Annotated in this window: 5 protein-coding genes; 1 reads left to right on the forward strand and 4 read right to left on the reverse strand. The window is 66.3% G+C overall.

The features are described 5' to 3' along the window. Nucleotides 1–204: 204 nt before the first annotated feature. Nucleotides 205–735, reverse strand: coding sequence for an RNA polymerase factor sigma-70 (locus ACFY9W_RS07345; RefSeq protein ID WP_201207791.1), 531 nt, complete (start codon nucleotides 733–735; stop codon nucleotides 205–207). A gap of 304 nt (nucleotides 736–1,039) precedes the next feature. Between ACFY9W_RS07345 and ACFY9W_RS07350 the strand changes: the two genes are divergently transcribed. Beyond that, entirely contained in the window at nucleotides 1,040–13,993 is a 12,954-nt protein-coding gene (locus ACFY9W_RS07350; protein ID WP_391127796.1) for a non-ribosomal peptide synthase/polyketide synthase, read from the forward strand. 134 nt (nucleotides 13,994–14,127) lie between these two features. Here the strand turns inward: ACFY9W_RS07350 and dsbG are convergent, their stop codons facing one another. The 3 genes from dsbG to dsbD are packed head-to-tail and all read right to left on the reverse strand — an operon-like array spanning nucleotide 14,128 to nucleotide 17,436. Next, the gene (gene dsbG / locus ACFY9W_RS07355) at nucleotides 14,128–14,886 is read right to left on the reverse strand and encodes a thiol:disulfide interchange protein DsbG (protein WP_391127799.1); all 759 of its coding nucleotides are present in this window, start codon (nucleotides 14,884–14,886) and stop codon (nucleotides 14,128–14,130) included. Nucleotide 14,887: 1 nt separating this feature from the next. Then, nucleotides 14,888–15,724: a prolipoprotein diacylglyceryl transferase family protein gene (locus tag ACFY9W_RS07360; RefSeq protein WP_391127802.1), complete on the reverse strand. Its 837-nt coding sequence runs from the start codon at nucleotides 15,722–15,724 to the stop codon at nucleotides 14,888–14,890. Next, the gene (gene dsbD / locus ACFY9W_RS07365) at nucleotides 15,724–17,436 is read right to left on the reverse strand and encodes a protein-disulfide reductase DsbD (RefSeq protein ID WP_391127805.1); all 1,713 of its coding nucleotides are present in this window, start codon (nucleotides 17,434–17,436) and stop codon (nucleotides 15,724–15,726) included. Before dsbD ends, ACFY9W_RS07360 begins: the two co-directional genes overlap by 1 nt. Nucleotides 17,437–17,585 lie beyond the last annotated feature (149 nt).

Consider the following 17,585-nt stretch of genomic DNA (forward strand, 5'->3'; position numbering starts at 1 on the left):
GGCGCGAGTAGTATTTGCCCTACTGAAAAGCGGAGACGAGTATCGATCAAAAGCCGCTTAAAAAACTTCCCTAAAACCATAGAATCTCCCACAGGCGTAATGCATGGCTTGAGGTTGATGCGGTCGGGGTGGGAGCTGGCTTGTCGTGGCGACGAACCGCTGCGATGGGCTGCGCAGCAGCCCCGTGGGCGCGAGCCTGAAGTTTCAGGCCTGCCGATTAGCCGTTTTGCGGCAATGCACCAGTGCATCGCGGATCATGAAGTTGACCAGTGTCGGCGACACCCCCAGTTCCTTGGCAATGTCCTTCTGCGGTACGCCATGCAGGCGGTACATCTCGAAGGCATAGCGGGTACGCTGGGGCAGTTCGTTCAGCGCCTCGGCAATGTCGTCCAGCGCGGCAAGGTTGATGTGCGTGGCTTCGGGCGAGGCGTTCTGGATGACCACGTTCAGGCCTTCCTCCTCGCTGCCGGAGTACTTCAGCTCCATCGCCTGCTTGCGGTAATGGTCGATGGCCAGGTTGCGCACGATCTGGAACAGGTAGCTGAGCTGCGCCTTGAACGACGAGGTAATCTGCGGGGCGGCGCTAAGCCGGAAAAACGCATCCTGCACCACATCTTCAGCGCGCGAGCGGCAACCGGTAATGCGCGCAGCAATCTTGACCAGGATGCTGCGGTTGTCGACGAAGGCCTGCAGTAATGGTGAATCGCACTTACTTGTGGATAGTTGTTCCGCCATGGAAATCACCTTGTCACAGAGGGGAAAGGAGGCACCCAAGGCTGGGAAGCTTCCTACGACGTGCGACAAACTATTCAAGATGATAATGATTGTCAAATACGAAACGTAATTAGTATCTGTATCTTTCGGTTCTAAGCAGCCAGTGTGAACCGGTTCACCTCCAGCCCCCTCTGCACCTGAACAATCCCTTTAATTTCTTCCCCTGCCCATCCGTTCCCCTGTGTACATCCGGCCGCCTTACGTTGCCCGCTCAAGATCGCGGAGCAGCCGGCTCGCCCCAACCAGACACTGGCAGGAACACCCCATGACGGACGCCTTCGAACTCCCGCTCTCGCTGGTCCAGGCCCTGGCGCAACGCGCAGCGCAGACCCCGGACAAGATCGCCTTGCGCTTTCTCGCCGACGCCCCCGGCGAGCAGGCCGTGCTCAGCTATCGGGACCTCGACCAGCACGCGCGCACCATTGCCGCCGCCTTGCAGGCCCGGGCCGGCTTTGGCGACCGTGCGGTGCTGTTGTTCCCCAGTGGCCCGGAGTATGTAGCGGCGTTCTTCGGTTGCCTGTACGCCGGTGTGATCGCGGTGCCGGCTTATCCACCGGAGTCTGCGCGCCAACACCATCAGGAGCGGCTGCTGTCGATCATCGACGACGCCGAGCCGCGCCTGTTGCTGACCGTGGCGGCACTGCGCGACAACCTCCAGGGCCTGGAGGCCCTGGCAGCAGACAACGCCCCCGAACTGCTGGCGGTGGACGGCCTGGACCCGGCATTGGCCGCGAGCTGGCGCGAACCCGCGCTGAAAAGCGATGACATCGCCTTCCTGCAATACACCTCGGGCTCCACCGCGCTGCCCAAGGGCGTGCAGGTCAGCCATGGCAACCTGGTGGCCAACGAGCAGTTGATCCGCCAAGGTTTCGGCATCGACCTCAACCCCGACGACGTGATCGTCAGCTGGCTGCCGCTGTACCATGACATGGGCCTGATTGGTGGCCTGCTGCAGCCGATCTTCAGTGGTGTGCCGTGTGTGCTGATGTCGCCGGGTTACTTCCTGGCCCGGCCGCAGCGTTGGCTGCAGGCCATCAGCGAGTATGGCGGCACCATCAGCGGCGGCCCCGACTTCGCCTACCGCCTGTGCAGCGAGCGGGTCAGCGAGGCCTCGTTGGCCGGGCTCGACCTGAGCCGCTGGCGCGTGGCCTATTCCGGTTCCGAGCCGATTCGTCAGGACAGCCTGGCCACCTTCGCCGACAAGTTCCAGGCCTGCGGTTTCGATGCGTCCAGCTTCTTCGCCAGCTACGGCCTGGCCGAAGCCACCTTGTTCGTCAGCGGCAGCCGTCGCGGCCAGGGTATCGCCGCGCTGGAACTGGACGCCGAAGCCTTCGCCGCCAACCGCGCACAGCCGGGCAAGGGCAGCGTGCTGATGAGCTGCGGCTACCCGCAGCCCGGGCACGCCGTGCGCATTGTCGAGCCCCGGCAGTTGCAGGTGCTGGGCGATAACCAGGTGGGTGAAATCTGGGCTGGCGGGCCGAGCATCGCCTTGGGCTACTGGCGCAACCCCGAAGCCAGTGCCCGCACCTTCGTTGAAATGGACGGCCAGACCTGGCTGCGCACCGGTGACCTGGGCTTCATGCGCGAGGGCGAGGTGTTCGTCACCGGGCGCCTGAAAGACATGCTGATCGTGCGCGGGCAGAACCTGTACCCGCAAGACCTGGAGAAAACCCTCGAGCGTGAAGTTGACGTACTGCGCAAAGGCCGGGTGGCCGTGTTCGGCGTCGAACACCAGGGCGAGGAGGGGATCGGCGTTGCGGTGGAAATCAGCCGCAACGTGCAAAAGGCACTCAAGCCCCAGGACCTGATCAAGACCCTGCGCCAGGTGATCGCCGATGCCTGCCGCCAGGCTCCGGCCGTGGTCCTGCTGCTGAACCCGGGTGCGCTGCCCAAGACTTCCAGCGGCAAGCTCCAGCGCTCCGCCTGCCGCCTGCGCATGGGCGATGGCAGCCTGGACTGCTATGCCCGCTTCCCGGATGTGAGCGAAGCCGTTGCAGGCGCGAGTGCTGCCGATGAACTGCAAGCACGCATCGCTGCGGTGTGGCGCGACATCCTCAAGGTGGAGGCGGTTGCGGCAGACGACCACTTCCTGCTGCTGGGCGGCAACTCCATCGCGGCCACCCAGGCTACCGCCCGACTGGCCGATGAGCTGGGTATCCACCTGAGCCTGCGCACCCTGTTCGAAGCGCCGGTGCTGGCCGATTACAGCAAAGCCGTGGCGTTGATCATCGCCGAAGGCGGTACCGGCACGGCAACGATTGCCACACTGGAGCGCGCCAAGGCCTTGCCCCAGTCGTTGGCGCAAAACCGCCTGTGGCTGCTCTGGCAACTGCAACCGCAATCGGCGGCGTACAACATTCCGGCGGGCTTGCACCTGCGTGGCGAACTGGATGAAAACGCCCTGGAAGCTGCCTTCCAGGCGCTGGTGGAGCGCCACGAATCGCTGCGCACCGTCTTCAGCGAGGAAGACGGCCAGGCCCGGCAGCGCATCCTGGCGCTACAGCCGTTCAACGTGCACCGCCTTGACCTTGAAGGCCAAACCGCTGAGCAGGTCGCTGCCCAGCGTGAAGCCGAGGCGCGCCTGCCGTTCGACCTGACTCAAGGCCCTTTGCTGCGTGTGACCCTGGCCCGCCTGGACGACGAAGACCACCAGCTGTGGGTGACCCTGCATCACATTGTCGCCGACGGCTGGTCGCTGAACATCCTGCTGGACGAATTCGCCAAGCTCTATGCCGCCCGCTGCCAAGGTCTGGAAGCCAACCTGGCACCGCTGGCCCTGGGCTACGCCGACTATGGCACCTGGCAGCGACAATGGCTGGCCGACGGTGAAGCCGAACGCCAATTGCAGTACTGGAAGGCACAATTGGGCGATGACCTGCCGGTGCTCGACCTGTGCACCGACCACCCTCGCACCAGCCAGCGCGAACACAGCGCCGCACGCTTCAACCTCAAGGTGCCGGCCAAGCTCGCCGAGGCACTCAAGGGCCTGGCCCGCGAACAGCAGGCCAGCCTGTTCATGGTCCTTTTGGCCGGTTGGCAGGCGCTGCTGCACCGCTACAGCGGCCAGGCCGACATCCGCGTCGGCGTGCCCAACGCCAACCGCCCACGCCTGGAAACCCAAGGCATGGTGGGCTTCTTCATCAACACCCAGGTGCTGCGCGCACAGCTCGATGGCCGCCTGCCGTTCACGCAGTTGCTTGCCCAGGTGCGCCAAGCCACCCTGGACGCCCAGGCCAACCAGGACCTGCCGTTCGAGCAGCTGGTCGAAGCCTTGCCCGAAGCCCGTGAGCAAGGCCTGTTCCAGGTCATGTTCAACCACCAGCAGCGCGACCTGTCGGCCCTGCGCCGCCTGCCGGGTCTGCTGGCCGAGGAAATGCCATGGCACAGCCGCGAAGCCAAGTTCGATCTGCAACTGCACAGTGAAGAAGACCATCAGGGCCGCCTGAGCCTGGCCTTCGACTATGCTGCCGAGCTGTACGACGCCAGCACTGTCAAACGTCTGGCCCATCACCTGCTGGCGCTGCTGGAGCAGGTGTGTGCCGCGCCGCAGCGCGCGTTGGGCGAGGTGCAGTTGCTGGATGAGCCTGGCCGTGCACAGTTGCTGGGCTGGGGCCAGGCACCCACCGAGGCGCCGCAACGCCTGCTGGTCGAGCAACTGAACGAACAGGCTCGCCTGACCCCGCAGCGCACCGCACTGGCCTGGGAGGGTGGTAGCCTCGACTACGCCGAACTGCACCAGCAAGCCAACCGCCTGGCGCACTACCTGCGCGACAAAGGCGTTGGCCCCGATACCTGCGTAGCGATTGCCATCGAGCGTTCGCCACAGTTGCTGGTCGGCCTGCTGGCCATCCTCAAGGCCGGTGGTGCCTACGTGCCGCTGGATGTCGACTACCCGGCCGAACGCCTGGCCTACATGCTCGCCGACTGCAACGCCGGCCTGCTGCTCAGCCACAGCAGCTTGCTGGGCAAGCTGCCGCAGGTCGACGGCGTCAGCGCCATTGCCCTTGACCAGTTGCACCTGGACAGCTGGCCCAGCCACGCGCCCGGCCTGCACCTGCACGGCGACAACCTGGCCTACGTGATCTACACCTCCGGCTCCACCGGCCAGCCCAAAGGCGTGGGCAACACCCACGCGGCACTGGCCGAGCGTTTGCAGTGGATGCAGGCCGCCTACGCGTTGAACGACAGCGACGTGCTGATGCAGAAGGCGCCGATCAGCTTCGACGTATCGGTATGGGAGTGCTTCTGGCCGCTGGTCACCGGTTGCAAGCTGGTACTGGCCGGCCCCGGTGAGCACCGCGACCCGCAGCGCATCGCCGCACTGGTGCAGGCCCATGGTGTGACCACGCTGCACTTCGTGCCACCGCTGTTGCAGGTGTTCGTCCAGGAGCCGCAGGCAGCTGCCTGCACCAGCCTGCGCCGCTTGTTCTCGGGTGGCGAAGCACTGTCTGCCGCCTTGCGTGACCGTGTGCTGCGAATGTTGCCGCAGGTGCAATTGCACAACCGCTATGGCCCGACCGAGACCGCCATCAACGTCACCCACTGGCACTGCCAGGTGGCGGATGGCGAGCGCTCGCCAATCGGCCGCCCGCTGGGCAATGTGCTGTGCCGCGTGCTGGATGATGAGCTGGAACTGACCGCTCCCGGTGTACCGGGCGAGCTGTACCTCGGTGGCGCGGGCCTGGCCCGTGGCTACCTGGGCCGCCCGGGCCTCACTGCCGAGCGTTTCGTGCCCCAGGCCGATGGCAATGGCGAGCGCCTGTACCGCAGTGGCGACCGCGCCCGCTGGCAGGTGCAGCTTGAGGCCCTGGAGTACCTCGGCCGCCTCGACCAGCAGGTGAAGGTACGCGGCTTCCGTGTCGAGCCTGAGGAAGTGCAGGCCTGCCTGCTGGCGCAAGCAGGTGTGGAGCAGGCGCTGGTACTGATTCACAAGGATGCCGTGGGCGCGCAACTGGTCGGCTATTACAGCGGCAGTGCCCAACCCGCCGAGTTGCTGGCGGTGCTGGCTGAACAACTGCCCGCCTACATGGTGCCGGCGCAACTCATCCCGCTGGCACAGATGCCACTGGGCCCCAGCGGCAAGGTCGACCGCAAGGCGCTGCCGGCTCCGGTGTGGCAGCAACGCGAACACGTCGAGCCACAAACCGAGCTGCAACAGCAGGTCGCCGCCATTTGGCGCGAGGTGCTGAACCTGCCGCGTGTCGGCCTGCAGGACGACTTCTTCGCCCTGGGCGGGCACTCGCTGCTGGCCACCCAGATCGTCTCGCGCAGCCGCCAGGCCTGCGATGTCGAGCTGCCACTCAAGGCGCTGTTCGAAGCCAGCGAGCTGGGCGCGTTCTGCGCCGAGATCGCACGCATCCGCGACGCCGGCGAGCGCAACCTGCAAGGCGAAATTGCTCGCGTCGACCGCCGCCAGGCGGTGCCGCTGTCGTACTCGCAGCAGCGCATGTGGTTCCTCTGGCAGATGGAGCCGGACAGCCCGGCGTACAACGTCGGCGGCATGGCGCGCCTGCGCGGCACCCTGCACGTAGACGCCTTCGAGCGTGCGTTGCAGGCGCTGATCGTGCGCCATGAAACCCTGCGCACTACCTTCCCCAGCATCGACGGCGTGCCCTACCAGTGCGTGGCTGAAGACAGCGGCCTGCAACTGGACTGGCAAGACTTCAGCGCCTTGCCAACGGATGCCCGCCAGCAACGCCTGCAACAACTGGCCGACGACCAGGCGCACCGGCCGTTCGACCTGGAGCGTGGCCCGCTGCTGCGCGCCTGCCTGGTCAAGGCCGAAGAGCGCGAGCACTTCTTCGTCCTCACCCTGCACCATATCGTCACCGAAGGCTGGGCCATGGACATCTTCGCCCGCGAACTGGGCGAGCTGTACGAGGCCTTTGTCGATGACCGCGAATCGCCGCTGGCGCCGCTGCCGGTGCAATACCTGGACTACAGCGTGTGGCAACGGCAGTGGCTGGAAAGCGGCGAGGGCGCCCGCCAGCTGGCCTACTGGAAGGCGCGCCTGGGTGACGAACACCCGGTGCTGGCGTTGCCCGCCGACCGCCCGCGCCCGGCCGTGCAAAGCCACCGCGGCGAGCTGTACCGCTTTGAACTCGACCCGGCGCTGGTCGCCCGCGTGCACGCCTTCAACAGCCAGCGCGGCCTGACCCTGTTCATGACCATGACCGCCACCCTGGCCGCCTTGCTGCACCGCTACAGCGGCCAGCGTGACCTGCGCATCGGTGCGCCGGTGGCCAACCGCATTCGCCCGGAAAGCGAAGGCCTGATTGGCGCCTTCCTCAACACCCAGGTACTGCGCTGCGAGCTGGACGGCCAGATGACCGCCAGCCAGCTGCTTGAGCAGATGCGCCTGGCAGCCATCGAAGGCCAGTCGCACCAGGACCTGCCGTTCGATCAACTGGTCGAGGCCTTGCAGCCGCCGCGCAGTAGCGCCTACAACCCGCTGTTCCAGGTGATGTGCAACGTGCAACGCTGGGCCTTCCAGCAAAGCCGCACGCTGGCCGGCATGCAGGTGGATTACCTGGTCAACGACGCCAGCGCCACCAAGTTCGACCTGTACCTGGAGGTGACCGACCTCGACGGCCGCCTGGGCTGCTGCCTGACCTACAGCCGTGACCTGTTCGACGAGCCACGCATTGCGCGCATGGCCGAGCACTGGCAGCAGTTGCTGGTCGGCCTGCTCGACAACCCGCAACAGCGCCTGTGCGAGCTGCCAATGCTGAGCAGCGCCGAGCAGCAGGTGCTGGTGGGCCAGTTGCAGGGCGAGCACGATTTCGACCTTGACCACACCCTGCACGGCCTGTTCGCCGCCCAGGCGGCCCGCACGCCACAGGCGGGTGCGCTGACCTTCGCCGGCCAGCACATGACCTATGCCGAACTCGACCAGCAAGCCAACCGCCTGGCCCGCGCCTTGCGTGAACGTGGCGTCGGCCCGCAGGTGCGGGTGGGCCTGGCGCTGGAGCGCTCGCTGGAAATGGTCGTCGGCCTGCTGGCCATCCTCAAGGCCGGTGGCGCCTATGTGCCGCTGGACCCTGAATACCCACTCGACCGCCTGCGCTACATGATTGAAGACAGCCGCATCGGCCTGCTGCTGAGCCAGCGTGAGCTGCTGCAAACCCTGGGCAAGCTGCCGCAAGGCGTGGCCCGCTGGAGCCTGGAAGACGATGCCGCCAGCCTGTCGGCCTACAGCGATGCACCGCTGGACAACCTCAACCTGCCGCAGCACCAGGCTTACCTGATCTACACCTCTGGCTCCACCGGCAAGCCCAAGGGGGTGGTGGTCAGCCATGGCGAATTCGCCATGCATTGCCAGGCGGTGATCGCCGCGTTCGGCATGCGCAGCGACGACTGCGAGCTGCATTTCTATTCGATCAACTTCGACGCCGCCAGCGAACGCCTGTGGGTGCCGCTGCTGTGCGGCGCCCGCGTGGTGCTGCGTGCCCAAGGGCAGTGGGGCGCCGAAGAAATCTGCCAGTTGGTGCGTGATCAGCAGGTGAGCATTCTTGGCTTCACCCCCAGCTACGGTAGCCAGCTGGCGCAATACCTGGGCGGGCAGGGCGAACAACTGCCGGTGCGCCTGGTGATTACCGGTGGCGAAGCGCTGACCGGCGAGCACCTGCAACGTATCCGCCAGGCCTTTGCGCCGCAGCAGTTCTTCAACGCCTATGGCCCGACCGAAACCGTGGTCATGCCGCTGGCCTGCCTGGCGCCAGAAACGCTGCCGGCAGAGCTGGGCAGCGTGCCGATCGGCCGCGTCATTGGTAGCCGTACTGCCTACATCCTCGATGAAGACCTGGCCTTGCTGCCACAGGGCGGCATTGGCGAGCTGTACGTTGGCGGTGCTGGCCTGGCCCAGGGTTATCACGACCGCCCGGGCCTCAGCGCCGAGCGCTTCGTTGCTGACCCGTTCAGCGCCGAAGGCGGGCGCCTGTACCGCACTGGCGACCTGGTACGCCTGGGCACGGATGGCCTGGTGGAATACGTCGGCCGTGCCGACCAGCAGGTGAAGATACGAGGCTTTCGTATCGAGCTGGGCGAGATCGAAAGCCGCTTGCAGGCGCATGCCGATGTCGACGAGGCGGTGGTGCTGGCCCTCGACTTGCCGGGTGGCAAGCAACTGGTGGGTTACCTGGTGTGCAAGCAGGCCACTGCCGGTAGCGAGGCGCAAAACCTGCTGCGCGATGCAGTGAAGGCCGATGCCCGCCAGCACCTGCCGGACTACATGGTACCCGCGCACCTGGTATTGCTCGACAGCCTGCCGCTGATGGGTAACGGCAAGCTCGACCGCCGTGCCCTGCCGCTGCCCGACCTGGAACAGGCACGCCAGCAATACCAGGCCCCCGGCAACGAGGTGGAGGCGCAGCTGGCGCAAATCTGGCGCGACGTGCTCAACGTTGCCCAGGTCGGCGTGCAGGACAACTTCTTCGAACTGGGCGGCGATTCGATCCTGTCGATCCAGGTGGTCAGCCGCGCCCGCCAGGCCGGCTTGCAGTTCACCCCGCGCGACCTGTTCCAGCACCAGACCATCCAGACCCTGGCAGCCGTTGTTCAGCGCAGCGAAGCCGCCAGCACCATCGAGCAGGGCCAGCGCCAGGGCCAGACCGGCCTGACGCCGATCCAGCACTGGTTCTTCGGCAGCGAGGTGCCGCAGCCGCAACACTGGAACCAGGCGGTGTTGCTGGAGGCGCGTCAGCCGCTGGATGAAGGCGCACTGGCGCAGGCCTTGGCTGCACTGGTGCAGCACCACGACAGCCTGCGCCTGCGCTTCAATGAGGCCGGTGGCCGCTGGCAGGCCGAGTACGCCCAGCCTGGCGCCGAGCAACTGTTGTGGACCGCAACCGTTGCCGACTTCGCGGATTGCCAGGCGCTGTACACCGACCTGCAGCGCAGCCTCGACCTGCAACACGGGCCGTTGCTGCGTGGCTTGCTGGTGCGCGACGGGCAGGGCGGCCAGCGCTTGTTGCTGGCAATCCATCACCTGGTGGTCGATGGCGTATCCTGGCGGGTACTGCTGGAAGACCTGCAAGCGTTGTACCGTGGCCAGCCGCTACCGACAAAGACCCACGCCATGGGCGACTGGGCTGCACGCCTGGCCAGCTACGCCGGCAGCGATTCGCTGCGCGACGAGCTGGGCTGGTGGCAAGGCCAGTTGGGCGGCGTGCGCCGCGAATTGCCGTGCGACCATCCGCAAGGTGGCAACCTGCATCGCCACGCCCATACCCTGGCCATCGGCCTGGACGTGGAACAGACCCGGCAACTGCTGCAACAGGCCCCGGCGGCCTACCACACCCAGGTCAACGACCTGCTGCTGACGGCGCTGGCGCGTGCCCTGTGCCGCTGGAGCGGCGATGAAGAAGTGCTGGTGCAGCTTGAGGGCCACGGCCGTGACGGCCTGTTCGAAGACATGGACCTGACCCGCAGTGTCGGCTGGTTCACCAACGCCTATCCATTGAGCCTGCGCCCGCTGCCAGGCGAGGACGAGGCGGCGCGTGCCGGTTCGATCAAGCGCATCAAGGAGCAACTGCGCCAGGTGCCGCACAAAGGCCTGGGCTATGGCGTGCTGCGCTACCTGGCCGACCCGGCCGGGCGCGAGCAGATGGCGGCCTTGCCGCAGGCGCGCATCACCTTCAACTACCTGGGCCAGTTCGACCAGCAGTTCGACAGCGCAGCGCTGTTCCAGCCGCTGGAAGCCCCGGCTGGCCTGGCGCATGGTCTCGACGCACCACTGCCTAACTGGCTGAGCGTCGATGGCCAGGTGTATGGCGGTGCCTTGCAACTGCGCTGGACCTTCAGTGCCGAACGCTACGACGAGCGCACCATTGCCACCTTGGCCGAAGCCTATCGCCAGGAGTTGTTGGCGCTGGTCGCCCATTGCCTGGCCGATGGCAACGGCAGCTTCACCCCGTCGGACTTCCCGCTGGCGCACCTGAGCCAGGAGCAAATCGACGCATTGCCGGTACCCGCGGCACAGATCGAGGATGTGTACCCGCTGACGCCGATGCAGGAAGGCATGCTGCTGCACACCCTGCTGGAGCCGGGCACGGGCCTTTACTACATGCAGGACCGCTACCGCATCAACAGCGCCCTGGACCCCGAGCGTTTCGCCCAGGCCTGGCAGGCCGTGGTGGCGCGCCACGAAGCGTTGCGCGCATCGTTCAGCTGGAACAGCGGCGAGGCGATGCTGCAGATCATCCACAAACCGGGGAACCTGGCGGTGGATTACCAGGACTGGCGCGGCCTCGCGGACGATGCCCAGGAGCTGCGTCTGCAAGCCCTGCACAAGCAGGAGCGCGAGGCCGGGTTCGCCCTCCTGAGCGAGGCACCGTTCCACCTGCGGCTGGTGCGCGTGGCCGACGAGCGCTACTGGTTCATGATGAGCAACCACCACATCCTGATTGATGCCTGGTGCCGCTCGCTGCTGATGAACGACTTCTTCGAGGTGTACCAGGCCCTTGGCGAAGGCCGTCAGGCACAGCTGCCGGTACCACCCCGTTACCGCGACTACATCGGCTGGCTGCAACGCCAGGGCCTGGACGATGCACGCGCCTGGTGGCAGGCCAACCTGGCCGGTTTCGAACGCGCCACGGCCATCCCCAGCGACCGGCCGTTGCGCCATGACCACGCCGGTAGCGGCATGGTGGTTGGCGACTGCTACACCCGCCTGGAGGTGAGTGATGGTGTGCGCCTGCGCGAACTGGCACAGGCTCACCAGCTGACCGTCAACACGTTCGCCCAGGCGGCCTGGGCCCTGGTGCTGGCGCGCTACAGCGGCGACCGCGACGTAGCCTTCGGCGTAACCGTGGCCGGGCGCCCGGTCAGCATGCCGCAGATGCAGCGCACCGTCGGCCTGTTCATCAATAGCGTTGCCCTGCGCGTGCAGTTGCCGGTAGCGTGTGAGCGCTGCAGCGTTCGCCAGTGGCTGCAAGGCCTGCTGCAAAGCAACATGGAGCTGCGTGAGTACGAATACCTGCCGCTGGTGGCGATTCAGGACTGCAGCGAACTGCCCAAGGGCCAGCCGCTGTTCGACAGCTTGTTCGTGTTCGAGAACGCGCCGGTGGAAACCGCCGTGCTCGACCACGCCCAGCACCTGAACGCCAGCTCCGACTCGGGGCGCACACATACCAACTTCCCGCTGACGGCGGTGTGCTACCCCGGTGACGACCTGGGCCTGCACCTGTCGTTCGACCAGCGCTACTTCGACTTCCCGACCGTCGAGCGCCTGCTGGCCGAGTTCAAGCGCCTGTTGTTGGCCCTTGTGAAAGGGTTCGAGGGCGAGGTGAGCGAACTGCCGATGCTGGGCACCGACGAGCAGCGCTTCCTGCTGGAAGACTGCAACCGCACCGAGCGGGCTTATCCGCTGGAGCAGAGCTACGTTGCGCAGTTCGAAGCGCAGGTGGCGGTGCACCCGGAACGTACCGTTGCCCGTTGCCTGGAGGCGTCGTACGACAACGCCGGGCTGAACCTGGCGGCCAACCGCCTGGGCCACAGCCTGATCGCGGCGGGCGTGAAGGTGGACCAGCCGGTGGCGCTGCTGGCCGAGCGTGGCCTGCCGCTGCTGGGCATGATCGTTGGCAGCTTCAAGGCCGGTGCTGGCTACTTGCCGCTGGACCCGGGCCTGCCGGCGGCGCGGCTGCAAAGCATCATCCAGCTCAGCCGCACCCCGGTGCTGGTGTGCAGCGCAGCCTGTGCCGAGCAAGGCCGGCAACTGCTGGGCGAGCTGGGGGCTGCGGTGCGGCCGCAGTTGCTGGTGTGGGAAGACATCCAGTCAAGCCCCGGTGCCAGCCACAACCCCGGCATCCACAGCGGCCCGGACAACCTGGCCTATGTGATCTACACCTCAGGCTCCACCGGCCTGCCGAAAGGGGTGATGGTGGAGCAGCGCGGCATGCTCAACAACCAGCTGAGCAAGGTGCCGTACCTGGCGCTGAGCGAGCAGGACGTGATCGCCCAGACGGCCTCGCAGAGCTTCGACATTTCGGTGTGGCAGTTCCTCGCCGCGCCGCTGTTTGGCGCCAAGGTCGAGATCGTGCCGAATGCCATCGCCCATGATCCGCAGGGCCTGCTGGCGCATGTGCAAGCCACCGGCATCACGGTGCTGGAAAGCGTGCCCTCGCTGATCCAGGGCATGCTGGCCAACGACCACCAGGCCCTGGATGGGCTGCGGTGGATGTTGCCGACCGGCGAGGCGATGCCGCCGGAGCTGGCGGCGCAGTGGCTGCAACGTTACCCACAGATCGGCCTGGTCAACGCTTATGGCCCGGCAGAATGCTCGGATGACGTGGCGTTCTTCCGTGTCGATGTTGCGTCGACCCAAGGCAGCTACCTGCCCATTGGTACGCCGACCGACAACAATCGCCTGTACCTGTTCGGCGAAGACCAGGCGCTGGTACCGCTGGGTGCAGTGGGCGAATTGTGCGTGGCGGGCACCGGGGTGGGCCGTGGCTATGTCGGCGACCCGGTGCGCACGGCCTTGGCGTTCGTGCCTCACCCTTACGGAGCGCCAGGCGAGCGCCTGTACCGCACCGGCGACCTGGCGCGGCAGCGCCCGGACGGGGTGCTGGAGTACGTGGGGCGCATTGACCACCAGGTGAAGATCCGCGGTTACCGGATCGAGCTGGGCGAGATCGAGGCGCGCCTGCACGAGCAGGCAGAAATCCGCGATGCTGCGGTGGGCGTGCAGGAAGGCGTCAATGGCAAGCATCTGGTCGGTTACCTGGTGGCGCACCAGGGCATTGCTGCCGACGCCGCGTTGCTGGAGCAGGTGAAGCAACGCCTGCGTGCCGAGTTGCCGGAATACATGGTGCCGCTGCACTGGGGGTGGTTCGACCACCTGCCACACAACGCCAACGGCAAGCTCGACCGCAAGGCGCTGCCGGCCATCGACATCGGCGGCCAGCACAGCCAGGCCTATCAGGCGCCGCGCAACGAGCTGGAGGAAGTGTTGGCCGGTATCTGGGCCGATGTGCTCAAGGCCGAGCGGGTGGGGGTGCACGACAACTTCTTCGAGTTGGGCGGGCATTCGCTGCTGGCTACGCAGATTGCTTCGCGGGTGCAGAAGCAGTTGCAGCTGAACGTGCCGCTGCGGGCGATGTTCGAGTGCAGCACGGTGGAGGAGCTGGCTGAGTATGTGCAAGGGTTGCAGGGCAGCGCGCTGGATGACGACAAGGTCGACCGGCTGAGCGACCTGATGGCTGAGCTGGAGGGACTTTGAAGTGATGGGCTAGCCTGCACCGGCCTCTTCGCGGGCTTGCCCGCTCCCACAGGTACTGCGCCGTTGCCAAGGCCGGTGCAATACCTGTGGGAGCGGGCAAGCCCGCGAAAGGGCCGGTCCTGGCAGCCAGTATCTCAGCGCTTGCCGAGAATCTTCCCCAGCATCTCCGGCCGCGGCGCCCCTTGCTGGCTTTGCAGGTTGCCGTTTTCATCCTGATAGAAAATCGCCGGCGTCGCCTGCAACCCCATCTCTTCCATCAGCGCCATGTTCGCCGCCAGCTTCTGCTGCACCGCTTCCGGCACCTGCTCCAGTGCCTTCAACTTGCTGGCCTTGCCGGCCTTTTCATGTTCCTGCAATGCCTTGGCCGGGTCTTTTGCTGCCAGCAGCGCCGCCGACTTGCCCGGGCTGTCTTCGCGGATGATGCCGACCATGATATGGCGCAATTGCACCTTGCCCGACTCCACCCACGGCCGCGCCTGTTCCCAGAACATGTTGCAGTACGGGCAGTTCGGGTCGCTGAACAGGTACACCTTGCGCGGCGCATCGGCCTTGCCATCGGCGATCCAGGCGGTGTTCTCCATCTTCGCCCAGATTTCCTTGCTCATCGGCGCATAGACCAGCTTTTCCAGCGGCTCGGCGCTCAGGTCCTTGCCTTGCTCGTCGAACAGGTTGCCAACCAGCACGTGCTTGCCGTCAGGGGTGAGGTACAGGGCCAGGGCGTTGTTCTGGTACTCGGCGGCGTAACCGCGCAGGCCATTGGGTGCATCGAAGCTGCCCTTGATCACGGCGCCCTTGGCTTGCAGTTGCTGAACGGCCTTGGGCAGCTCTTCGGCCTGCAAGGTCGGGGCGGCCAGCAGGGCCAGGGACAGGGGCAGCAGTGCAGTCAGTCGCATGTCAGTTTCCTTGTACGGCGGGGGTGGGCGCAGTGGCCCGGTCGAAAGGTTCCAGGGCGTGGCGCAGGCTGGCCCGGGACAGCTCGCCCAGGTGGCTGCCGACCAGCCGCCCTTCGGCGTCGTAGAACAGGGTGGTGGGCAGCGCCATGGAGCCGACGCGCTGCGCCAGCAGACCGGTGCCGTCGAACAGCACGTGGGTCAGGCTCAGGCCGGTGGTGGCAAGGAAGGTGCTGACGTTTTCCGGGGTCTCGCCCTGGTTGACGAACAGGAAGGTCACGTGCGGATAGTCGCTTTGCGCCTGTTGCAGCACCGGCATTTCCCGGCGGCAGGGCGGGCACCAGGTGGCCCAGATATTGATCACCAGCGGCTTGCCACGGTAGCTGTGCAATGCGACGGATTGGCCGCCAGCGTTGCGCAGGCCAATTTCCGGCAATTCGGTGCCTTTGCTGTACAGGTGCCCGCTCAGGCTGGCCAGGCCCCAGAACAATGCGCCACTGAACAGCGCCCAGCCCAGCGGGCGACGCAGGCCTGGTTGGCGCCAGCCCTGCCACAGGGCCGCGAGGACGATACCGGCCAGGCCCGACCAGAACAGGAAGCCACCGTCACGGATGTCGATGATCTGCAACGGCTCATCGCGGTACATCGGCCAGTAGGCCACCACGAAGCCTGCGCGGGCAGCCAGCACGCCGATCAGGAACAGGTTGAACAGTGCAGACTCCGGGCTTTCGCCACCACGCCGGGCGACCCACCAGCCGACAACACAGGCAATCCCCAGGGCGGCGAGCATCAGCAGGTGGTTGAGGGCCATGGTCAGTGGCCCGAGGGTTACGGTCAGCATCAGCCTTGGCTCCTGGTCTGGGCCCAGTGTTGCTGGAATGCAGCGGCGTCGACTTCACCGGTGATACGGCGTGCACGGCGCTCATCGCCCTCCGGGCCGATCCAGATGATGCTGGGCGGGCCGGGTACCTGGTAGCGTTGCAGCAGGGCTTTGCTGGCCGGGCTGTCGGCGGTCACGTCCAGGCGCAACAGGTGCACGCCGGCCAGGCCGGCTTGCACGTCGCTGCGGGCGAACACCTGCTTTTCCATGACCTTGCACGACACGCACCAGTCGGCATAGTAGTCGAGCATCACCCACTGGCCACGGGCCTTGGCCGCATCCAGTTCACGTTGCAGGTCTTCGGGGCGGCTCACCGTGACGAAGCTGTCCTCGGCATGCTGACCAGCAACAGGCGTACCACCACCGGCGAACGGTCGCAGCGGCTGCCACAGATCGTCGCCACCTGCCGCGGCGCCTACCAGCAACAGGCCACCCCACAGGGCACCCAACAGTGGCACGGCGCGCAATGCTGGCAGGCGCTGCAGGGCCGGCCAGCTGGCCCAGGCCAGGGCGATCAGCCAGGCGCCGCTCAGCGCCAGCAGCAGGGTGGCGGGCAGCAGGCTGCGCAGGGTGTACAGGGCCATGGCGAGGAACACGAAGCCGAACACGGCCTTGACCCGCTCCATCCAGGCGCCTGGGCGCGGCAGGTAGCGGTTGCCCAGCGTTACCAGCAACAGCAGCGGCACGCCCATGCCCAAGCCGAGGCTGAACAGCACCAGCGCACCTTGCACCACGTCGCCGCTCTGGGCGATGTACAGCAACGCGCCGGCCAGAGGCGCGGTCATGCACGGCCCCATTAGCAGGCCCGACAACGCACCGAGCAGCGCTGCACCGTACAGGTTGCCACCACGGGTACCTTGCCCGGCGCGGTCCAGGCGGTCACGCAGGGCGGCAGGCAGTTGCAACTCGAAAGCACCGAACATCGGCAGCGCCAGCAGCACGAACAGCCCTGCCAGGCTGCCCAGCAGCCAGGGTTGTTGCAGCCACGCTTGCAGGCTGGCGCCCAGCAGCGCGGCGACTACGCCCAGCGCGGCGTACACCAGCGCCATGCTCAGCACATAGACCCCGGCCAGCAGCCAGCCGCGTCGGGCGCTGGCACCATTGCCCAGCACCAGCCCGGCAAGAATCGGCAGCATCGGCAGCGAGCAGGGGGTAAAGGCCAGCAGCAGGCCCAGGCCGAAGAACGCCAGCAGGCTCCAGGCCAGGTGGCCCTGCTGCAGGCCACTGGCCAGAGCCTGGTCGCTGGCTTGTTCGGCGGCCGGCGCCACGCTGCCGCCAAGGTCGATCGAGGTGGTTTGCGGCGGGTAGCACAGGCCGGCGTCGGCGCAGCCCTGCCAGCCCAGGCGCAACTGGCCCTGGGCACTGGCCGGCAGCAGCAGTTCGAGCTGGTCGCGGTACACCGCGCTGTCACCGAAGAACTCGTCATGGTGGTTGAGCGCCGCTGGCAGTTGCGGGTGCTGCTCGGGTGGCAGGCCGTCGAATTTCAGGCGTTTCTGGTACAGGTAGTAGCCCGGCTTGATCTGAAAGTACAGGCGCATCTGGCCGTCGGCCTGGCGGTCGTGGCTGAGCACGAAAGCCTGCTCGACCGGCAGGAAGTCCGGTTTCACGTCGAACGGGTTGGCCTGCAACGGGCCGGCCAGCAGCAGTGTAAGGAAGAGCAGGAGAACGCGCATGTCTTCGCCTTGGCAGATCTAGGAATGGGGCCATGCTGGCTGGAGTCGATTAACCCAAGGTTAACCCGGTCCTACAACAGCGGTCCTACAGATCCGCATGTCAGCCTGGACACACCGCGACATATTGTCGGCTTGACTTTGCTTATGCC

The sequence above is a fragment of the Pseudomonas sp. NPDC008258 genome (assembly GCF_042956345.1).
Classification (GTDB): domain Bacteria; phylum Pseudomonadota; class Gammaproteobacteria; order Pseudomonadales; family Pseudomonadaceae; genus Aquipseudomonas.